This window comes from Arthrobacter sp. PvP023, from assembly GCF_017832975.1.
Taxonomy (GTDB): domain Bacteria; phylum Actinomycetota; class Actinomycetes; order Actinomycetales; family Micrococcaceae; genus Arthrobacter.
In genome coordinates this window covers 399,659-417,702 of sequence record NZ_JAFIBI010000001.1, presented here as the reverse complement: position 1 = coordinate 417,702, position 18,044 = coordinate 399,659, and the positions used below count along the sequence as shown (strand labels likewise).

The 18,044-nt window shown below is 67.5% G+C and carries 19 protein-coding genes; 8 read left to right on the top strand and 11 right to left on the bottom strand.

Translation table 11 applies throughout. The features are described 5' to 3' along the window. Positions 1-9: 9 nt before the first annotated feature. Positions 10-1,086, bottom strand: coding sequence for an FUSC family protein (locus tag JOE31_RS01985; protein WP_209741897.1), 1,077 nt, complete (start codon positions 1,084-1,086; stop codon positions 10-12). A 161-nt stretch (positions 1,087-1,247) separates the two neighbouring features. On the opposite strand from JOE31_RS01985, the gene mscL reads away from it, so the two are divergent. Further along, positions 1,248-1,709, top strand: coding sequence for a large conductance mechanosensitive channel protein MscL (gene mscL / locus JOE31_RS01980; protein WP_209741896.1), 462 nt, complete (start codon positions 1,248-1,250; stop codon positions 1,707-1,709). An 11-nt stretch (positions 1,710-1,720) separates the two neighbouring features. On the opposite strand, the gene JOE31_RS01975 is transcribed toward mscL, so the two are convergent. Then, the gene (locus JOE31_RS01975; protein ID WP_209741895.1) at positions 1,721-2,896 is read right to left on the bottom strand and encodes a DegT/DnrJ/EryC1/StrS aminotransferase family protein; all 1,176 of its coding nucleotides are present in this window, start codon (positions 2,894-2,896) and stop codon (positions 1,721-1,723) included. Positions 2,897-3,177: 281 nt separating this feature from the next. On the opposite strand from JOE31_RS01975, the gene JOE31_RS01970 reads away from it, so the two are divergent. From JOE31_RS01970 to JOE31_RS01945, 6 genes are all read left to right on the top strand, one after another. Then, positions 3,178-4,017 carry an ACT domain-containing protein gene (locus JOE31_RS01970; protein WP_209741894.1) on the top strand — a complete coding sequence of 280 codons (840 nt, stop codon included), beginning with the start codon at positions 3,178-3,180 and terminating at the stop codon, positions 4,015-4,017. Positions 4,018-4,282: 265 nt separating this feature from the next. Beyond that, positions 4,283-5,641: an MFS transporter gene (locus tag JOE31_RS01965; protein ID WP_209741893.1), complete on the top strand. Its 1,359-nt coding sequence runs from the start codon at positions 4,283-4,285 to the stop codon at positions 5,639-5,641. Positions 5,642-5,724: 83 nt separating this feature from the next. After that, positions 5,725-6,408 (top strand): GntR family transcriptional regulator, encoded by a 684-nt coding sequence (locus tag JOE31_RS01960; RefSeq protein ID WP_209741892.1) that lies wholly within the window; start codon positions 5,725-5,727, stop codon positions 6,406-6,408. After that, positions 6,405-7,229 carry an aspartate/glutamate racemase family protein gene (locus JOE31_RS01955; protein WP_209741891.1) on the top strand — a complete coding sequence of 275 codons (825 nt, stop codon included), beginning with the start codon at positions 6,405-6,407 and terminating at the stop codon, positions 7,227-7,229. Before JOE31_RS01960 ends, JOE31_RS01955 begins: the two co-directional genes overlap by 4 nt. 10 nt (positions 7,230-7,239) lie before the next feature. After that, the gene (locus JOE31_RS01950) at positions 7,240-8,673 is read left to right on the top strand and encodes an amidohydrolase family protein (RefSeq protein ID WP_209741890.1); all 1,434 of its coding nucleotides are present in this window, start codon (positions 7,240-7,242) and stop codon (positions 8,671-8,673) included. Positions 8,674-8,681: 8 nt separating this feature from the next. Next, entirely contained in the window at positions 8,682-9,410 is a 729-nt protein-coding gene (locus JOE31_RS01945; protein ID WP_209741889.1) for an aspartate/glutamate racemase family protein, read from the top strand. A gap of 85 nt (positions 9,411-9,495) precedes the next feature. Here JOE31_RS01945 and JOE31_RS01940 read toward each other — a convergent pair whose 3' ends face one another. Continuing rightward, on the bottom strand, positions 9,496-10,482 hold the full coding sequence (locus tag JOE31_RS01940) for a diacylglycerol kinase family protein (protein ID WP_245198908.1): 987 nt from the start codon (positions 10,480-10,482) through the stop codon (positions 9,496-9,498). A 109-nt stretch (positions 10,483-10,591) separates the two neighbouring features. Here JOE31_RS01940 and JOE31_RS01935 point away from each other — a divergent pair, with 109 nt between their 5' ends. After that, a complete protein-coding gene (locus JOE31_RS01935) occupies positions 10,592-11,068 on the top strand; it encodes a pyridoxamine 5'-phosphate oxidase family protein (protein ID WP_209741888.1) in 477 nt (158 codons plus the stop codon). On the opposite strand, the gene JOE31_RS01930 is transcribed toward JOE31_RS01935, so the two are convergent. From JOE31_RS01930 to pcaG, 8 genes are all read right to left on the bottom strand, one after another. Next, on the bottom strand, positions 11,065-11,889 hold the full coding sequence (locus JOE31_RS01930) for an IclR family transcriptional regulator C-terminal domain-containing protein (protein ID WP_209741887.1): 825 nt from the start codon (positions 11,887-11,889) through the stop codon (positions 11,065-11,067). The genes JOE31_RS01935 and JOE31_RS01930 overlap by 4 nt on opposite strands. A 107-nt stretch (positions 11,890-11,996) precedes the next feature. Further along, positions 11,997-12,692, bottom strand: coding sequence for a 3-oxoacid CoA-transferase subunit B (locus JOE31_RS01925; protein ID WP_209741886.1), 696 nt, complete (start codon positions 12,690-12,692; stop codon positions 11,997-11,999). A gap of 1 nt (position 12,693) precedes the next feature. Further along, positions 12,694-13,368 carry a 3-oxoacid CoA-transferase subunit A gene (locus JOE31_RS01920; RefSeq protein WP_209741885.1) on the bottom strand — a complete coding sequence of 225 codons (675 nt, stop codon included), beginning with the start codon at positions 13,366-13,368 and terminating at the stop codon, positions 12,694-12,696. Between the two features lie 4 nt (positions 13,369-13,372). Continuing rightward, on the bottom strand, positions 13,373-14,572 hold the full coding sequence (locus JOE31_RS01915) for a thiolase family protein (RefSeq protein WP_209741884.1): 1,200 nt from the start codon (positions 14,570-14,572) through the stop codon (positions 13,373-13,375). An 82-nt stretch (positions 14,573-14,654) separates the two neighbouring features. Further along, complete coding sequence (gene pcaC / locus JOE31_RS01910) at positions 14,655-15,155, bottom strand: 4-carboxymuconolactone decarboxylase (protein ID WP_209741883.1); 501 nt, start codon at positions 15,153-15,155, stop codon at positions 14,655-14,657. Further along, on the bottom strand, positions 15,152-15,970 hold the full coding sequence (locus JOE31_RS01905; protein WP_209741882.1) for an alpha/beta fold hydrolase: 819 nt from the start codon (positions 15,968-15,970) through the stop codon (positions 15,152-15,154). The genes pcaC and JOE31_RS01905 overlap by 4 nt, the downstream gene beginning before the upstream one ends. Then, the gene (locus JOE31_RS01900; RefSeq protein ID WP_209748064.1) at positions 15,963-17,453 is read right to left on the bottom strand and encodes a lyase family protein; all 1,491 of its coding nucleotides are present in this window, start codon (positions 17,451-17,453) and stop codon (positions 15,963-15,965) included. Before JOE31_RS01900 ends, JOE31_RS01905 begins: the two co-directional genes overlap by 8 nt. Before the next feature lie 11 nt (positions 17,454-17,464). Beyond that, positions 17,465-18,040, bottom strand: a complete 576-nt coding sequence (pcaG, locus tag JOE31_RS01895; protein ID WP_209741881.1) for a protocatechuate 3,4-dioxygenase subunit alpha — start codon at positions 18,038-18,040, stop codon at positions 17,465-17,467. Between the last annotated feature and the right edge of the window lie 4 nt (positions 18,041-18,044).

Here is an 18,044-nt window from a genome sequence, read left to right as displayed (position 1 = left end):
CCGCGTAACCTACGCTGCCAGGCGCTGCGCGCCGCTCCGTGCCCGCATCCGCCGCCACACGGCGGGGGCAACCACCACGGCAATGCCGACGGCGGCGCCGATGACCGTCTCCACGATCCTGTCCCGCAGCAGCACCTGCGGGGCAGTGGGCGCAGCCAGCAATGTGGCGCTGAGGGCCAGCGGTGTAACGAAGATCTGCGCCAGGACGTACTGGCGTGCAATGAACATCTCGGCGCCGAACTGGCACGCGGCGATCACCAGCACCATCTGCCAGGGCGCAGGATTCAGCAGGAGCACACCGGCCAGCACCACCAGGCCCAGCACGGTGCCTATGATTCTCTGGATGCCCCTCGCCACCCGGTGGCGGGTGGTCCGGCCCACCACCGGAACAACGGCAGCCACCATGGCCCAGTAGTTGTGGCCGAAGCCCAGCCGCTGGCCCACAATGGTGGCCAGTGTGCCGGCCAGACCCGCAGCCACGATGTAGCCCACGGCTTCGAGCCAGGCGGCGCGCTTTTCATCGGGCGTCAGCCGGGCGGGTTCGGGCATGGACCACGGCGTCCGACGGCTCCGCACGAGGCGGGAGGAGATGCCGATCAACAGGCAGAACACGGTGGTGAGGATGGCGACAAGCATGCATTGCCAGAGCGGCGGCTGGTTGGGAATCGACGCGATGGCCGCGAAGGCAAAAATATGGAACAACGAGCCTGCCGGCCGGTGCCGCCACAAGGCAATCACTAGCGAACACGCCCCGGCTACCACCGTGGTGGCAGCCACCTGGGTCCAGGTGCTCGCGGCGTCCGAAAGCCCCAGGGCCCGGCCGGCGCGGGCGGACAGCGTTGCCAGCAGTATGACGAGCAGCATGAGCGAACCGGCGCGCATCTGGATGAAGAGCCGCTTCCGGTGCATCTCCCCGCGACCGTAGATTCCGGTGAAGGCGCCAAAGGAAGCGAAGATTGCCAGGTCGCTGCGGCCTACCAGGACCAGGATGATCAGCGGAACAAAGACACCCACTGCGCAGCGGATCGCGACCTGATGGTCTTTATTGCCGGGAGCAATTGTGAACATCTCGGCAAACAGCTTCACGGGGGTCGCGCCTTTCCATACGGTGCCAGTCTGATGGCGGCAGCGTTGGCGTCCACCCCAAATCCTACGCCCGGGGCATAGGTGACGACGGCGGGCGCGAACGCGCGGACTGGTATTATCATTCGGTTAAATCACCGACTGAACCGAATACCGGAGGACCCATGCTCAAAGGATTCAAGGATTTCATCCTTCGTGGCAACGTGATCGAACTGTCCATCGCCGTCGTCGTCGGCACGGCCTTCACGGCACTGGTCACAGCTTTCACCACCAACATCGTGAACCCGATCATCGCCGCGGCTGGCGGGGTCCACACCGAGGGCCTGGGCTTCCCCATCTGGCCCGGCAATGACAAGACGTTCGTCAACATCGGCGGTGCCATCACCGCTTTCGTGACCTTCCTCATTACCGCGGCCGTGGTCTATTTCATCTTCGTGGCGCCTATGAACAAGATCAACTCGCTGGTGAAGAGCCGGCTGGCCACGGCGGAGCCCGAGGAGGAGCCCATCCCGGCAGACACAGCGCTCCTGGCCGAGATCCGGGACCTGCTGACCCAGCTCGCGGGCAACGACCGGGAGCTCACCAGCGCCGGAACGTCGTCGAAAGAACCCGAAGGTTCACGCTGACGCCGGGGCAGTCAGGCGCTGGCGGCGTCCGCCCGACGGAACCCGCCGTTCCATTTGCCCCGCCGCACGGTGGTGGGAATTCCGGCCGCGGCGAGCCGGACGGAACGGAGCACCCGCGACTGCTCGCCGGGAGTCAGCTCGTGGTAGACCGGCAGGACCACCAGCCTGTCCGCCAGCCGTTCCGTGACTGAGAGGTCTGCGTCGCCGGTGTCCCGGTTCCTGTAGGCCGGCTCCCGGTGGACCGCCGCGATCCCGGTGCCGGCTGTAATGCCGTCGCGCGACAAGCGCTCCAGAAGCTCGTTGCGGGCAACGGCGAACGACGGCAGCACCTCAAGCCAGAAGGACTGGAAATTGCTGGTGCCGTAGTCGGGATCCTTGATGAACCGCAGCCCGCCGATCCGCGCGAGCGCCAGCTGGTAGCTGGCCACGATTTCCCGGCGATGTGCCACGGCTTCCTGCAGCCGCCCGAGCTGGACCAGGCCGATGGCAGCCTGCAGGTCAGTCATGCGGTGATCGGGTCCCGCGCCGCTCCCGGCGTTATCACGAAGGTGCCTGGCTGCGCTTGCCCACCCCTCATTCCGCGTGGTCAGCATTCCGCCCTCGCCGGTGGTCAGGACCTCAAACGAATCAAAGGACCACACGGTCAGTTCGGCGCCCGCTCCCACCGGCTGTCCCTGGTACGTGGAGCCCACACCGCAGGAGGCGTCCTCGATGACCGTGACGCCGAGCGGGTCACACAGCTCGCGGATGGGTTTCAGGTCAACTGGCATCCCTCCCTGGTCCGCCACGATCACCGCCCGGGTGGCCGGCGTGAGGGCCTCCTCGATGGTCCCCCGGGACACATTGCCGGTTCCCGCCTCGACATCGGCAAAGACCGTCCGGGCGCCCAGGCGACTGACGGCGTCTGCGTTCGCTGCTGAGCAGAACGAGGGCAACACGACGTCGTCCTGCGGTTCGACCCCGGCCACGCTGAGCGCCAGGTGGAGCGCGGCGGTGCCGCTGGATACGGCGACGGCGTGCGGCACCTGCTGGGCAGAGCCGAACGCCTCTTCGAACTGCCCCACGCGAGGCCCCTGAACCATGCGGCCCGACGAAAGCACTTGCACGACGGCGTCCGCTTCCTCCTGCCCGAGCCATGGCCTCATCACGCCGATGTGGCTAACCGCACGGTCTTCGCTGATGGTCACCGGGGCCTCCCGCTCGTCAAGAAGAAATAGGTATGCCCTTCCATTCAACGCGCCGCCCGGCGGTGCGGTCACGAGAGTGGCGTACGCGCATTTTTCCGCGGAACACCGCCTTTGCTGCGCGGAATACCCGCTTGGGAACCGCGGTACTGCCCGTGGAGCAGGGCAGTACTTGGTTCGCTTGGCGCCGGACACCCCCGTGTTACCTGCCGGGGGTCCCTGGGTGCCAGCGATCGTGACGCGGTCGCAACGCCATTGAAACAGGGCCCCGCCATGATGTGAGTATGAAGCGCAAGGCACCGTCCCCCGAACCGGCCGACCTGAGCTGCGAAGTTTGCGGCCAGATGCCGGAGCCCACAAAAGCACGGCTGACCCTGGCGAATATCGCCGTTATGCTGCCCATTGAGCTCCTGGTGCACGCGGCTGTAGTGGAGACCCACCTCCCTTACGTGGCCAAGGTCCTTGTCCTTACCCTGACGGCAACAGTGCTGGTGATCTGGGTGGCCGAGCCTTCCGCCGCCCGGATGCTGAGGAGCTGGCTGCACGCTCCCGCCCTGCGGCACCGCAGGCGGCTGAATACCGCACCTGCCCTCTGGCGGGCACGCACCGTGCTGCGCGACCAGCCCGGGTCGCTTCAGAAAATCACCCAGGCGCTGGCCCGGCTGGACACCAACATCCTCAGCATCCACATCCATCCGGTGGCGGGCGGCGTACTCGACGAGTTCGTCCTCTCCGCGCCCGGGAATCTCGGTGAACGTGAGCTCCTGGACGCCCTGCGCGACGGCGGCGGCAGGCATCCGCACGTCTGGCCCACCACGGCCCTGGCCATGGCGGACGGCCAGACCAGGGCACTAAGCCTCGCTGCCCGGATTGCGGGCAACCCGGATGAGCTTCCGCTGGCCGTCGCCGAGCTGCTTTCCGCCAGGATTGTCCCCTCCGCTGCTGAAGGGCGCCGGGAACTCCTGGCCACGGCCGACGCCGGGACGGTGCTGAAAATCCCGACGGCGTGGCACGGACCCGTCACCTTCCACCGTCCCGGCGAACCGTTCACTCCGGCGGAATCGGCGCGGGCCCACCGGCTGGCGGAGCTCGCGGAGATTCTGGCGCATAGCGACAGCCGGTAGTCACAATCGGTAAATAGGCTGCCCCGCGGGCAGCGCGGGGAAAACCCTTGACAGTGGCGGGGCTCACTTCTATCTTTAATTTTGGGATCCCAAAACGGGATCCCAAAACGGGATCCCAAAAGTGACCACCATCCCGGAACCTGGCGCCCCGAGCGGCGTACCCAGAGCCAGGCCTGGACAGTAAGGCCCCGCCGGATCCGGCCGTGGCCAGCCATAACACCAGAGTCTTTCCCCTGCCCGCAATCTTCCCCGTGAAGGAAAAGCTGTGTCTCTTCCAAGTACCGAAACTTCCAGCACCGATCCCACCGCAGTTCAATACCCTGAGGACCAGGCCGGCAAGGACGGCGTGCAACGGCGCACCAACGTCCGCTGGAAGCTCTTCCTGCTGCTCCTCGTCCTGGTGGCCGTCAATTACATCGACCGCGGCTCCATCTCGGTGGCGCTCCCCATCATCCAAAAGGAATTCAACCTCGCCCCCGAACTCGTGGGCCTGCTGCTCTCCGCCTTCTTCTGGACCTATGCCCTGATGCAGATCCCGGTCGGCCTGCTGATCGACAAGTTCGGCCCGCGCAAGGTCATGACCGCTTCCTGCGTGGGCTGGGGCGCCGCAACGGCGGCCTCCGGCATGGCCGGCGGCTTCCTCAGCATGTTCATCGCCCGGCTCGGCATCGGCGTCACCGAAGCCGGTGTCATGCCGGCCGGCGGCAAGCTCAACGCGATCTGGATGCACAAGTCGGAACGCGGCCGGGGCGCCACCATCCTGGACGCCGGCGCTCCGCTCGGCGCCGGGCTCGGCGGCATCCTGATCGCCGGCCTCATCGCCGCCACCGGCAGCTGGCGCAGTTCATTCGTCATCGCCGGCGCCGCCACGGTCCTGATGGGCCTGGCCGTCTGGTGGTACGTCCGGGACAACCCGCGCCAGCACCGCGGAGTCAACGCCGCCGAGGCCGAATACATCGAGGCCTCCCACGCGGCCGAGGACGCCGAGGCCGAGCTGGACGGCAGCAAAGGCAAGCGGGCCCTGCTACCCTACCTGAAATTCCGTTCCTTCTGGGCCATGTGCTTCGGCTGGCTGGGCTTCAACGGAGTCTTCTACGGCCTGCTCACCTGGGGCCCGCTGTACCTCGCCCAGGCCAAGGGCTTCGACCTGAAGACCATCGGCTGGTCCACGTTCGTGATCTTCGGTGCGGGCTTCGTCGGGGAGATCCTGGGCGGCACCCTTGCCGACAAATGGCGGGCAGCCGGCGCCTCCGCCAACCGCGTCATGCGCACGCTGCTGGGCATCTCCAGTGTTGTGGTGGTGGGCGGCCTCGTCGGGGTGACCGTCGTGGCAGACCCGACCACCGCCGTCGTACTCCTCTCCGTGGTGATGTTCTTCCTCCGCTGGGTTGGCCTGTTCTGGAGCATTCCCTCCATCCTGGGCGGCCGGACCAACGCCGGCGTCCTCGGCGGGGCGATGAACTTCAGCGGCAACATCTCCGGCTTCGTCACCCCGATCGCCGTCGGCCTGATCGTGGGCGCCACCGGCTCCTACACCTGGGCGCTGCTGTACTTCGTCGGGTCCGCGATCATCATGGGCGTGTCCGTCCTGGTGCTGGACTACAACAAGCGCCTCCCTGTCTAAGCTGGCAGCCCTAAGCTAGGCACCGCAGCACCCCTCCCGGCGCCGGGAGCGCACTACCCGTCAAGAAACCCGAATGGAGCACCATGCTTACCGCAGAAGAAACCCAGGACAAGGAACGCCCCCTCCGCGAGACCGTCCGGGACACGCTCCGCACCAGGATCTTCGAAGGGCACTACGCTCCCGGCACCCGGCTGGTGGAACGGGACCTGGCAGCCGAGTTCAACGTCTCGCGGCTGCCTGTCCGGGAAGCGCTGCGGATGCTGCGCCAGGAAGGCCTCCTCAGCGACCGGGGCGCCCGCGGTGCCGAGGTCAGCTCGCTCAGCCCCAAGGATGTGGAGGACCTGTTCGACGTCCGCCAGTCGCTGGAGGTACTGGCCTGCCGGCTGGCTGCCCTCCGCGCCACCGGCGAGGACCGTGAGTACCTGGCCGGGCTGCTGGACGAGGCCGAACGCTGCCTCGCCAAGGGCGCCGTCATGGAGGCCCACCGCGCCAACAGCGAATTCCACGATGCCATCACCCGGATCGCGGACAACGGCTTCCTCAGGTCCGCCCTGGAGCCGCTGCAGGGCCGCATGCACTGGCTGTTCCGGCACGTGAGCGACCTGCCCGAACTGATCCGGGAGCACCGGGAACTCTACGCCGCCATCGCCAGCGGCGACCCGGACCGCGCCGCGGCCCAGTCGGCGTCGCACATCGGCAAATACCGCGAACAGTTCCCCGACGACTTCCAGAAAACTGAACCCGCCCTGCACCGGAAGAAAAAATGAAACTCCTCGTCATCAACCCCAATATCAGCGACGACGTCACGGCGCTGATCGAATCGGAAGCCCTGCGCTCCGCCTCGCCGGACACTGAACTGGTGGTCCGCACCGCCGCGTACGGTGTCGAATACATCGAAACCCGCTTCGAGTCCCTCATCGCCGCCGGCGCGGTGGCAGAGGTGATCGCCGAATACGCCGGCGATGCCCCGGACAGTGCCCACGGCGACTCCGGCACGGACCGCATCGACGTGGCACCCATCGACGGGGTCGTCGTCGCGGCCTTCGGCGATCCAGGAATGCCCGCCCTGAAGGAGCTCACGGACGTCCCCGTCATCGGCATCACGGAGGCCGCGCTGTGCGCCGCCGCCCTGCAGGGCCACCGCTTCTCCATCATCGCCATCTCCGACCGGATCCGGCCCTGGTACCTCGACTGTGTGGAGCGCTTCGGCCTCGGCGGCCGGCTGGCCTCCATCCGCTCCATCAATGAGACGCTGAACGGCATCGGCTCCGTGCAGCAGGACTTCAAGGAAACGCTGCTGGCACTCAGCCGGCAGGCCGTCGCGGAGGACGGGGCCGACGTCGTGATCCTCGCCGGCGCGCCCCTCGCCGGCCTGGCCCGCGAACTTAGCGGCCAGATCCCGGTTCCGGTGGTGGACGGCATCTCCGCCGGCATCCGCATGGCGGAGGCCGTCGTCGGACTTCAATCCGGCCCGCACCGGGCTGGTGCCTTCGCGCCGCCGCCCGTCAAGGCCCGCAAGGGACTCTCCGCAAACCTTGACGCCGCCCTGGCCGCCGCACAGACAGAACGCACCGCTTCAAAGAACTAGGAGGACAAAGATGTCCCGCATTCCCGACCTCGTCATCGCCCACGGCACCGTGGTCAACAGCTCCGGCCGACGCAACGCCCACGTGGTGGTCCGCGACGGCCGCGTGGAGCAGCTCATCGACGCCGCGGAACCCGTCCCCGCCGCAGTCCGCACCATCGACGCCACCGGACAACTGGTGATTCCGGGCGGCGTGGACGGCCATTGCCATGTGGCCCAGGTAACCGGCCGCTTCCGCACCCTGGACGACTACCGAACCACCTCCACCGCGGCACTGTGGGGCGGCACCACCACCATCATCGACTTCGGCATTCCCCGCGACGCGCAGGAAACCCCCCTGGCTGCCGTGCTGCACAAGAAGGAGCTGGCGCTGGAATCCCGCTGCGACGTCGCCCTGCACGGCTCCGTGGTCAGCTGGGACGAGACCGTGCCTTGGCAGCTGGAGCAGCTCGCCGCTGAGGGTGTGCGCTCGGTGAAGATGTACACCACCAACCGCGGCACCACCATGGCGGACGGCGATACCATCCTGAAAGTGATGCGCGAGATGGTCCGGCTGGACGGCCTCACCTACATCCACGCCGAACACGACCCCATCATCAGCGACTGCACGCAGCAGCACGCCGACGACGGCAGGATCGGCATCGAACACCTGCACCGGACCCGTCCGGAGCTGGCCGAGGAAATCTCGGTCAAGGAAACCCTGGCCATGGCCGAATACACCAAGGCACCGGTGTACTTCGTGCACCAGTCCACGCCGGGCGCCGTGGACCTGGTCACCGGGGCGCGGGCCCGTGGCCAGGAAGCCTACTCCGAGACCTGCCCGCATTACCTCACCCTCGATGACACGGTGTACGGCTCCGCTTTCCCCGAGTGGTACGCCTGCTGCCCGCCCATGCGCAGCCCCGAAACCGTCGCCGCGCTCAAGGAACGGCTGGCCGACGGTGCCATCCACACTGTTTCCTCGGACCACTCCTGCTACGACCTGTCGCAGAAGCGCGAGCGCACGGACGACATCCGCGCCATGCCGCACGGCCTGCCCGGTGTGGAAACCCGGATGCCGGTCACGTTCACGGCCATGGCGTCCGCCGGCAGTTCGGTGGAGGACTTCGTGGAGGTCTTCGCCGCCGGCCCGGCCCGCATCAACGCCGTTCCCGGCAAGGGAACCATCGCCGAGGGCTTCGACGCCGACCTGGTGATCTTCGATCCCACCGAGGAACGGGTAGTGGACGGCGGGGCACTGCACATGGGCACTGACTTCTCGCCGTTCGACGGCCGGGCACTCACCGGCTGGCCCGCCGTTGTGGTCTCCGCAGGACGGGTGGTGCTCGACGGCGGCGGCTTCCACGATCCCGGCGCCGTGGGGCGTTTCGTAGCCCGGAACGGTTTCCGCGAGCATCTGTCCGCCGCGACAGCTCCCGCCGCAGCCGCCCCGTCCGCAGCAAAGTAGGAGCACCCATGCCTTCTGAAGTACGCAAGACCCGCATCGGCATGATCGTGCCGTCCTCCAACACCTGCCTGGAGCCGCAGAGCTACCGCATCCTGGGCGACCGGGACGACGTCACCATCCATTTCACCCGGATCCCGGTCACCCGGATCGCCCTGGACGATTCCTCGGACAAGCAGTTCGATCCCGCCGTCATGAGGGCTGCCGCCGAACTCCTAGCGACGGCGGACGTGGACGTCATCGCCTGGAACGGGACGTCAGGTTCGTGGCTCGGCGCCGGCCACGACCGCGAACTGGTCGGCGAGATCGTCGACGCGACGGGAATCCCGGCCACCACGTCCACGCTCGCCTATCTGGCGGCTTTCGAGTCCTTCAGCATGGAACGGATCGGGCTCTTCACGCCGTACACGGCGGACGTCAACCACGCCATCATGGCCTCCTACGAGCGAGACGGCATCAAAACCATCGGCCACCGGGCCCTGGGGCTGAGCGACAACGAGTCCTTCGCCCGGGTCACGGACGACGAAATGCGGCCGGGGTCGCTGGAGCTCGCGGCGGCACGGCCGGACGCCCTGGTCTACCTCTGCACCAACCTGTACGGCGCCAACATCGCAGCGGAAGTGGAATCAGAAACCGGCGTACCGGTGCTGGACTCCGTGGCCGTCACTTTGTGGCACTGCCTCAAACTTGCCGGGTCCCCCTTGCTCGCACCGAGGTGGGGCAGGCTGCTCACGGACTGATCCAGCCCGGGCAAGAACCGACGGCGGTCCGTCCACTGGGAGCGGGCCGCCGTCGAACCTTTTTGACTCTGTTGCGCGCTGCCTTCTAGGCGGCAGCCGGCGCGTTCATCCTGACCGCTAGCGCTCCGGGGAGCATGGTCATGCGGACGTGCTTGCCGTCGCCTTCATGGTCGCCGTCGAGCTGGTAGTCGTCGGCGTGTTCAAGGGTGATCTCCACGTCCTTGCCCTGGAAGTACTCCACGGACGTGTCCTTGCCTTTGCCCTTGCCGATCATGCCGGCCACAACGGAGAACCAGCCGAGCTTGCCCCGAGGCGCCAGGACCACCACGTCCAGGAGTCCGTCGTCCACCTTCGCGTCCGGGAAGATCTCCAGGCCGCCCTGGACCTTGCCGCAGTTTCCCACCATGACGCTTCGGACCCGGCGGTGGACCACTGACTTGCCGTCAATGACGATGCTTGCCTTCACGGGTTTGCCCGGAAGGTTCCTGATGCCCGCATCGACGTAGGCCAGCCAGCCCACCTTGTCTTTCAGGTCCTCATTCGTGTCCGCCATGATGGTGGCGTCGTAGCCCACACCGGCCATCACCAGGAAGTGCTGCTCCTTGTCCGGATCGCTCCGGACTGCACGGACCACGTCGATCTTGCGGTCCTCGCCCGTCAGGGCGCCCGCCATGGCGCCTTCAATATCGGTGACATCCATGCCAAGGTTGCGGGCCAGCAGGTTTCCCGTGCCCAGCGGCAGCAGACCCATTGGCGTGGAGGTGCCGGAAAGGACCTCAGCCACGCACCGTACGGTGCCGTCGCCGCCGGCGGCAATCACGACGTCGGCCCCGCGGCTCAGCGCTTCCTTCGCCTGTCCGACCCCCGGGTCGTCCTTGGTGGTTTCGATCCACATGGGCTCATCCCAGCCCGCATCTGCGCAGTGCTTGGCCATCAGGCCGCGAACATCGAAGTCGACGGGCTTGGCCGGGTTGATGATGACGGCGGCGCGCTTGGGGCCGGGACCGGCCTGGGGCGCGGCGTTGCCTTCCGGAGCGTTCGTATTCTCCGGCTCATTGTTGTGCTGGGTCATGGCATCCTTCACGGGCAAATGGTCGGGGGTTCTCCTCATGTGAAGCGTAACTGAAAACAGGGTCTTACTGCCTTGCCGCAACGCGGACCGGACGCCTAGGCTCAGCACCATGAATACCTCTGGGCCGGGGCCGGAAATAACAGAACTCACCGTCCGTGAATGCTGGCGGCACCTTCGCTCCGCCTCCGTGGGACGGCTGGCGGTCATCAGCAATGCCGCGCCGGAAATCTTCCCGGTGAACTACCTGCCGGATGAAGGCACGGTGATTTTCCGGACCGGCCCCGGGACCAAGCTGGACGCTGTTCTCGCCGGGGAGCCGGTGGTCCTTGAAGCCGACGGGCTGAACGTCTACGGAACCATCGCGTGGAGCGTGGTGGTCAAGGGGGTCGCCGAGGCCGTGCAGCCGGGCGAGGACGCTCCTGCCGAAACGCCGTCGCCGTGGCAGGAGGGTGCCAAGGACGTCCTGGTCCGGATCACGCCCAGCGAACTGACCGGGCGCCGCTTTGTCATCGGCCCGCCCACCAAATGGTGGCCGCCCGTGGAGCCGATCACTCCGGGGAACGACGGAATGACCTCAACGGGCTAATGCTTGGCTGAAAGGTCCGCGGAAATCAGCCGGGCCGTCTCAACAGTTTCCTTCCGGACCATCTCCAGGTAGGCCTTGGGATCCGGTTTCGCGGCCACCGACTGCGCCTGCAGGGACACGTTGATCGCCGCCACCACCTTCGTCGGGCCGTGGTACACCGGCGCCGCAACGGACATCAGGCCAAGTTCGAGCTCCTGGTCCAGAAGGCACCAGCCCTGCGCGCGGACCGTGTCCAGCGCGGCCACAAGGTCGTTCGTGGTACCGATGGCCCGGGGAGTGAGCGGCTTGATCTCAGCCTCCGCGAGGTACTGCTTCAGTGCGGCCGGCGGCAGCGCCGCGAGCAGCACGCGGCCCATGGAGGTGGCGTAGGCCGGGAAGCGGGTCCCCACCGTGATGCCCACGTTCATGATCCGACGGGTGGTGACCCGCGCGATGTAGGCGATGTCCTTCCCGTCCAGGACGGCGGCCGACGTCGACTCCCCCAGCCGCAGCGAAAGCTCCTCAAGGTGCGGCTGGGCGAGCTGGGGCAGCGACAGCCCGGACAGGTAGGCGTAGCCGAGCTGCAGCACCTGCGCGGTGAGCGCGAAGGTCTTCCCGTCCGTGCGCACGTACCCCAGCTCCACGAGGGTGTGCAGGAAGCGGCGCGCGGTGGCGCGGGTCAGGTCCGTCCGTGCAGCCACTTCGGTGAGCGTCATCACCGGGTGGTCGGTATCGAAGGCGCGGATCACTGCCAGCCCGCGGGCGAGGGACTGGACGTACTGGTCACTGGCCTGCGGCGCAGAGGAAGGCCTGGGCGCGGTCTCGGCTGCTGCGTCGGTCATGGTTACCAATCCTATTAGCCCGCACCCGCTCCCCCGGGCGCGAACCGGCAGCCAATGACCTCAGATCGGGGCTTTGGGGTCATTGGCTGCCAGTTCGCGCTGGTGGATTAGCGCTCGACGGCGGGGGCTGCCGTGAGGGGGACCGGCACCAGGGCCTGGAGCTCCTCGAGGGTGCAGCCGAACGTTTCGCGGACCTGGACGCCGTCCGGGCCGGTCAGGAACACGGCCTTGTCCGTGTACACGCGGGTCACGCAGCCGACGCCGGTGAGCGGGTAGGTGCAGGCCTCCACGATCTTGGACGCGCCGTCGCGGGTCAGGAGCGTCATCATCACGAACACGTCCTTCGCCCCGGTGGCAAGGTCCATGGCGCCGCCCACCGCGGGGATGGCGTCCGGCGCGCCGGTGTGCCAGTTGGCGAGGTCACCGGTGGCCGAGACCTGGAACGCGCCGAGGACGCAGATGTCCAGGTGCCCGCCGCGCATGATCGCGAAGGAGTCGGCGTGGTGGAAGTAGGACGCCCCCGGCAGTTCGGTCACAGGGATCTTGCCGGCGTTGATGAGGTCTTCATCAATCTCATCACCCTTGGCTTCCGGGCCCATGCCCAGCATCCCGTTCTCGGTGTGGAGCGTGATGTTCTGCTCCGGTTCGAGGTAGTTGGAGACCAAAGTGGGCTGGCCGATGCCAAGGTTCACGAAAGAGCCGGGCTTGATGTCCTTCGCCACCAGCCGGGCGAGGTCGTCGCGGCCCAGGGGCTGCTCGCTGCTCTGGATCGAGCCGGTCTCGCGGCTTGTCTGTGCGCTCATATCAGGCCGCCTTCACTGAGTTGACGCGAACAATGCTGTTCACGTAGATGCCGGGGGTCACGACGTTCTCCGGGTCGAGTCCGCCGGTGGGCACAATCTCGGAGACCTGGACGATGGTGTGTTTGGCGGCGGCGGCCATAATGGGGCCGAAGTTCCGGGCCGTCTTGCGGTACACGAGGTTGCCCATGCCGTCCGCCTTGAGCGCCTTGATCAGGGCGACGTCGGCGTGGATGGGCGTCTCGAAGACCTGGCCGCGGCCGTCCAGGATGCGGGTTTCCTTGCCCTCGGCCAGCATGGTTCCGTAGCCGGTGGGCGTGAAGAAGCCGCCGATGCCGGCTCCCGCGGCCCTGATGCGCTCGGCCAGGTTGCCCTGCGGAACGAGTTCCAGTTCGATCTCGCCGGCCTTGTATTTGGCGTCGAAGTGCCAGGAGTCGGACTGCCGCGGGAAGGAGCAGATCATCTTCTTGACCCGGCCTTCCTTGATGAGCAGCGCCAGGCCCTGGTCGCCCTGGCCGGCGTTGTTGTTCACCACGGTGAGCTCGCGGGCGCCGCAGTCCAGCAGCGCGTCGATCAGTTCAAACGGCTGCCCGGCGTTGCCGAAGCCGCCGATCATCACCGTGGAACCGTCCTTGATGCCGGCGACGGCCTCGCCGACAGTGTCAATGAAATTCAGCATGTTCTTAGCCCTTAGCTCCCGAGGTGACGTTTTCGAGGACGACGGCGAGGCCCTGGCCGACGCCGATGCAGATCGCGGCGACGCCCCAGCGTTCCCCGGAGGCCTGCAGGGACCGGGCCAGGGTGCCCAGGATGCGGCCGCCGGAGGCACCCAGCGGGTGGCCCATGGCGATCGCGCCGCCGTGCCGGTTCACAATTGCGTGGTCGATGCCCCAGGCGTTGATGCAGGCCAGGGACTGCGCGGCGAACGCTTCGTTCAGTTCGACGGCGCCCACCTGGTCCCAGCCGATGCCCGCTTTCGCGAGGGCCTTGTTCGCGGCCTCCACCGGCGCGTAGCCGAAGTACTGCGGATCGTTCGCGTGCGCCCCGCGGCCCGCGATCCGGGCCACGGGCTCCATGCCCAGGATCCCGGCGGCGTTCTCCGACCCGATCCAGGCCGCGGACGCCCCGTCAGAGAGCGGGGACGCGTTCCCGGCCGTGACGGTGCCGTTCTCGGTGCGGAACACGGTCTTCAAACCGGCGAGTTTCTCGGCTGAGGACCCGGCACGGATGCCCTCGTCGCGGACCAGGTCCGTGCCCGGCACCGGCGCCACCAGGTTGTCATAGAACCCTTCATCCCAGGCTGCGGCGGCGAGGTTGTGGGAGTTCGCGGAGAACTCGTCCTGCTGCTCGCGGGTGACGCCGTACTTCTCGCGCAGGCGTTCGGTGGCCTCACCCAGGGAGATGGTCCAGTCCTTGGGCATGGCCTTGTTCACCAGGCGCCAGCCCAGTGTGGTGGAGGCCAGGGTCAGGTCCCCGGCGGGGTAGGGCTTCTCGGTTTTCGGCAGCACCCAGGGTGCACGGGACATCGACTCCGCCCCGCCGATCAGCATCAGCTCCGCGTCCCCGGCGTTCACTTGGCGCGAAGCGATAATCGCCGCGTCCAGCGAGGATCCGCAGAGCCGGTTCACCGTGGTGCCCGGGATGGAAACGGGAAGCCCGGCCAGCAGGGTGCCCATCCGGGCGACGTTGCGGTTCTCCTCGCCGGCGCCGTTGGCGTTGCCGAACACCACCTCGTCGATCCGCTCGACGTCGAGCTTCGGAGCGCGCTTCACGATCTCTCCGATCACGTGCGCGGCAAGGTCGTCCGGGCGGACCCCGGCCAAACCGGAGCCGAACTTCCCAAAAGGCGTGCGCACGGCGTCGTACACAAAAGCTTCATTCATAACTATTCCTTTGATTCTGGCGGGCCCCAACTGGGTAGCAGTTAATGTCGTGAAACTCGTCTTTCACGACATTAACTGCGAGCTAGTTGGGCGAAGTGGGGGTGGTGGGGGTGTCTGCAGCGTTGTCCATTGCTGCGGCGTCCATTTCTTTAAAAACCTGTTGTGCTGTCTTGAAAGCGGTGTTGGCGGAGGGAACTCCGCAGTAAATGGCAGTCTGCAGCAGGATTTCCTTGATCTCGTCCCTGCTCAGGCCGTTGGTGATGGCTGCGCGGATATGCATGGCCAGTTCTTCCCAGTGCCCGTGCGCCACCATGGCGGTGATGGTGACGGCGGAGCGCATCTGCCGGGTCAGGCCCGGCCGGGTCCAAATGCCACCCCAGGCGATGCGGGTGATCATGTCCTGGAAGTCTTCGGTGAAGGAGTCCTTGTTGGCGTTGGCGCGGTCAACGTGCGCGGCACCCAGCACCTCGCGGCGGACCACCATGCCGCCGTCGTAGATTTCCTGGCTGGTGGCACCCGGCTGGACGACCCCGTGCCGTTCCGGGCCGGCGGATCCCCCGCCGGGGGTCCCCGGGCCGGTCACTTGGCCGCTCCGCTGGTTTCACTCCAGGTGATGAGGCTCCGCAGCAGTTCGGCAACATGAGCGGGGGCCTCGAACGGAGCCAGGTGTGCCACTCCCTCCAGTGTCACGGCGTTTGCGGTTCCGCCGCCGGCGGTGATTCCTTCGACGATCTCCTTGGCAAACGACGGCGGCACAACGGAGTCCTCCGCGCCGGCCACCGCCTGGGTGGGAACACGGATACTGCCCAGCTCGGCGCGGACGTCGAAGCCGGCAAGTGCTTCGCAGCAGAAGGCGTAGCTGAAACGGTCGGCATCGCGCAGGGAGTGCAGGAGCCGGCCGCTGAGCTCCGGCTCACGATCCATGAAGCCGGGCGCGAACCAGCGCTCGGCTGAGCCCTGGATCATCACGGGCGTGCCCTGGGTGCGGACGGTCTCCGCGCGCTCCAGCCAGCCTTCGGGCGTGCCGATCTTGGCGCCGGTGCACTGCACCGACAGGCTCTTGAGGCGTTCGCCGTGCTTGATTCCCAACTGCAGCCCGATGGCCCCGCCGAGCGACACCCCGGCGTAATGGAACCTCTCGCCCGGGGCAATCGAGTCAACGAGGTCGACGACGGCGTCAGCCAGTTCGGCGACGTCGAACGTTTCCGTCGCGGCCGGTGACACGCCGTGCCCGGGCAGGTCCCAGGCGACGACGTCGTAGTCGGTCCCGAGCAGGGCGCCGGCCTGGGTCCACAGCAGCGAGGACGTCCCCAGTGACGGGCCCACCACCAGCAGGGGCTTGTCCCCCAGCGGGCGCTGGGGGGAGAGCAGTACTGCCTTGACTGTTGGTCTAGCCACGGGGGTCTCCGTTCAGGTCTGTTTCGGTGGTTGTTCCGGCGGGAATGGCGTAGCCTGCGTCGGCCGGTGGTCCGCCGCTGCCGGCAAACTCGGGGAAAGCGGCCAGGATGCGGCGGGATATTTCAGCGGCCTGCCCCAGGTAGTTGGCAGGATCCAGGAGTTCTTCCAGCCGTTCGTCGGACACGGCGCTGGCGGGAACGGCCTCCCGCAGCAGCCGGCGGTATGTTTCGGACTGCTCGGCGGACGGGGCCTGGAGCGTCCGGTCCACCACGTCCTGGAGCTGCTGCTTGCCGTTTCGGCCGTTCCGCTCATCGAGCAGTGGCGCCACGGCGGCGGACACTCCTTCGCTGAGCAGCAGCGGCCCGGACAGTTCCAGGTTGCGGCGCATGGCATCCGGGAAGACCTGCAGGCCCTCCGCGAGTTCCCGCAGGTGCCCGGCTGCGCCGAGTGCCAGTCGAAGGAGTTGGCGGAAGGCCTGCCATTCGCTGTGCCAGGCGCCGTCGGGACGTTCATCGTTGAAGTTGGCCGCTGCCAGGTGCAGCTGCGCGGCCAGGTTCGGTGCCTGCAGTGCGGCGCTGCGGACCAGCACGGACAGCACGGGGTTCTGCTTTTGCGGCATGGCCGAGGATACTCCGCGCCCGGCGGCCCGGGGTTCGGCGAGCTCTCCCACTTCCGGCCGGCTGAGGAACAGCACATCGCCCGCGATCTTGCCCAGCGCGTCCGTCACCGCTGCCAGGGCATCGCCCAGGGAGGTGACGGCCAGCCGGTTGGTGTGCCACGGTCCCGGGGCTGACGCCAGCCCAAGGTGAGCGGCCAGGTTGCCCGAGAGGTCGAAGGTTGTGTCCACCGACCCCTTGGTCAGCACTGTCCCGGCGGCCAGCGTTCCGGCGGCGCCGCCCGTCTGCAGCGGCAGCTCGACGGCCTCGAGGCGCCGGGCCGCGGCGGCCAGTCCGTGGAACCACTGCGCCGCCTTGAGCCCGAACGTAAACGGCAACGAGTGCTGCGTCAGGCTCCTGCCGACGCACAACGTTTCCGCATGCTGCTCCGCAAGTGCCGCCAGCGCCGTCGTGATCCCGCGAAGGTCGGCGAGGAGCATGGCAACGGCGTTCCTGGCCAGCAGCATCAGCGCCGAGTCCAGCACGTCCTGGCTGGTCAGCGAGGTGTGCACGGCCCCCACAGCGCCCAGATTGTCCGTGTCTAGGGCCTTGACCTGGGCACGGAGGTCAGCCAGCAGCGGGATGACCGGGTTGGCGCCGCCCTGTGCGCGGACGGCGAGGCCGGCCACGTCATAGCGGTCCGCGTCCGCTGCGGAAGCCACCACGGCGGCAGAGCCGGCGGGCGCGAGGCCGGCCTTCTCCAAAACCGACGCCCAGCCGGCCTCAACGGCGAGAATCGCCGCCAGGACCGCCCGGTCCCCCGTCAGCGCCGCCACCAAAGGCGACGCCGACACGGGACTGAGGAGTCCGACGTCGCCGCCGAACACGTCAGGATCATTCACTTGGAGGCACCCTCGAAGTCGAGGAACACGGTTTCGCCCTCGCCCTGCAGCCGGATGTCCCAGGTGAGTCCGCCATCGGCGTCGCGGCGCGCAATCAGCGTGCTGCGGCGCTCCGGGTCCAGGGAGGACAGCAGCGGGTCGGCCGCAAGGGCTTCCTCGTTCTCCGGCAGGTACAACCGCGTGAAGAGCCGGTTCATCAGGCCGCGGGCAAACACGGCCACGGAGATGAAGGCGGCCGCGCCGGGCTCGGTGGGGCCGGGATTAACCGTGGTGAAGGTGTACACGCCGGTGTTGCCCACCGCGCTCCGGCCGAAGCCGGTGAACGTGTAGCCGTCCCGGACCAGCGAACCGGTCCGGTGTACAACCTTGCCCTCGGAATCCGGCTGCCAGATTTCCAGGATCGCGTCCGGGATCGGGTGGCCGGCACCGTCGTAGACAGTGCCTTGCAGGCGGATGGAGCCCGGTGAACCCGGAGCCAGCAGTTCACGGTCCTTTTCGTACGGCAGTGCGTAGCCGTAGAAGGGGCCAACGGTCTGTCCGGGGGTGGGGGTCAGCTTGGTGGGGGTGCTCATCCGA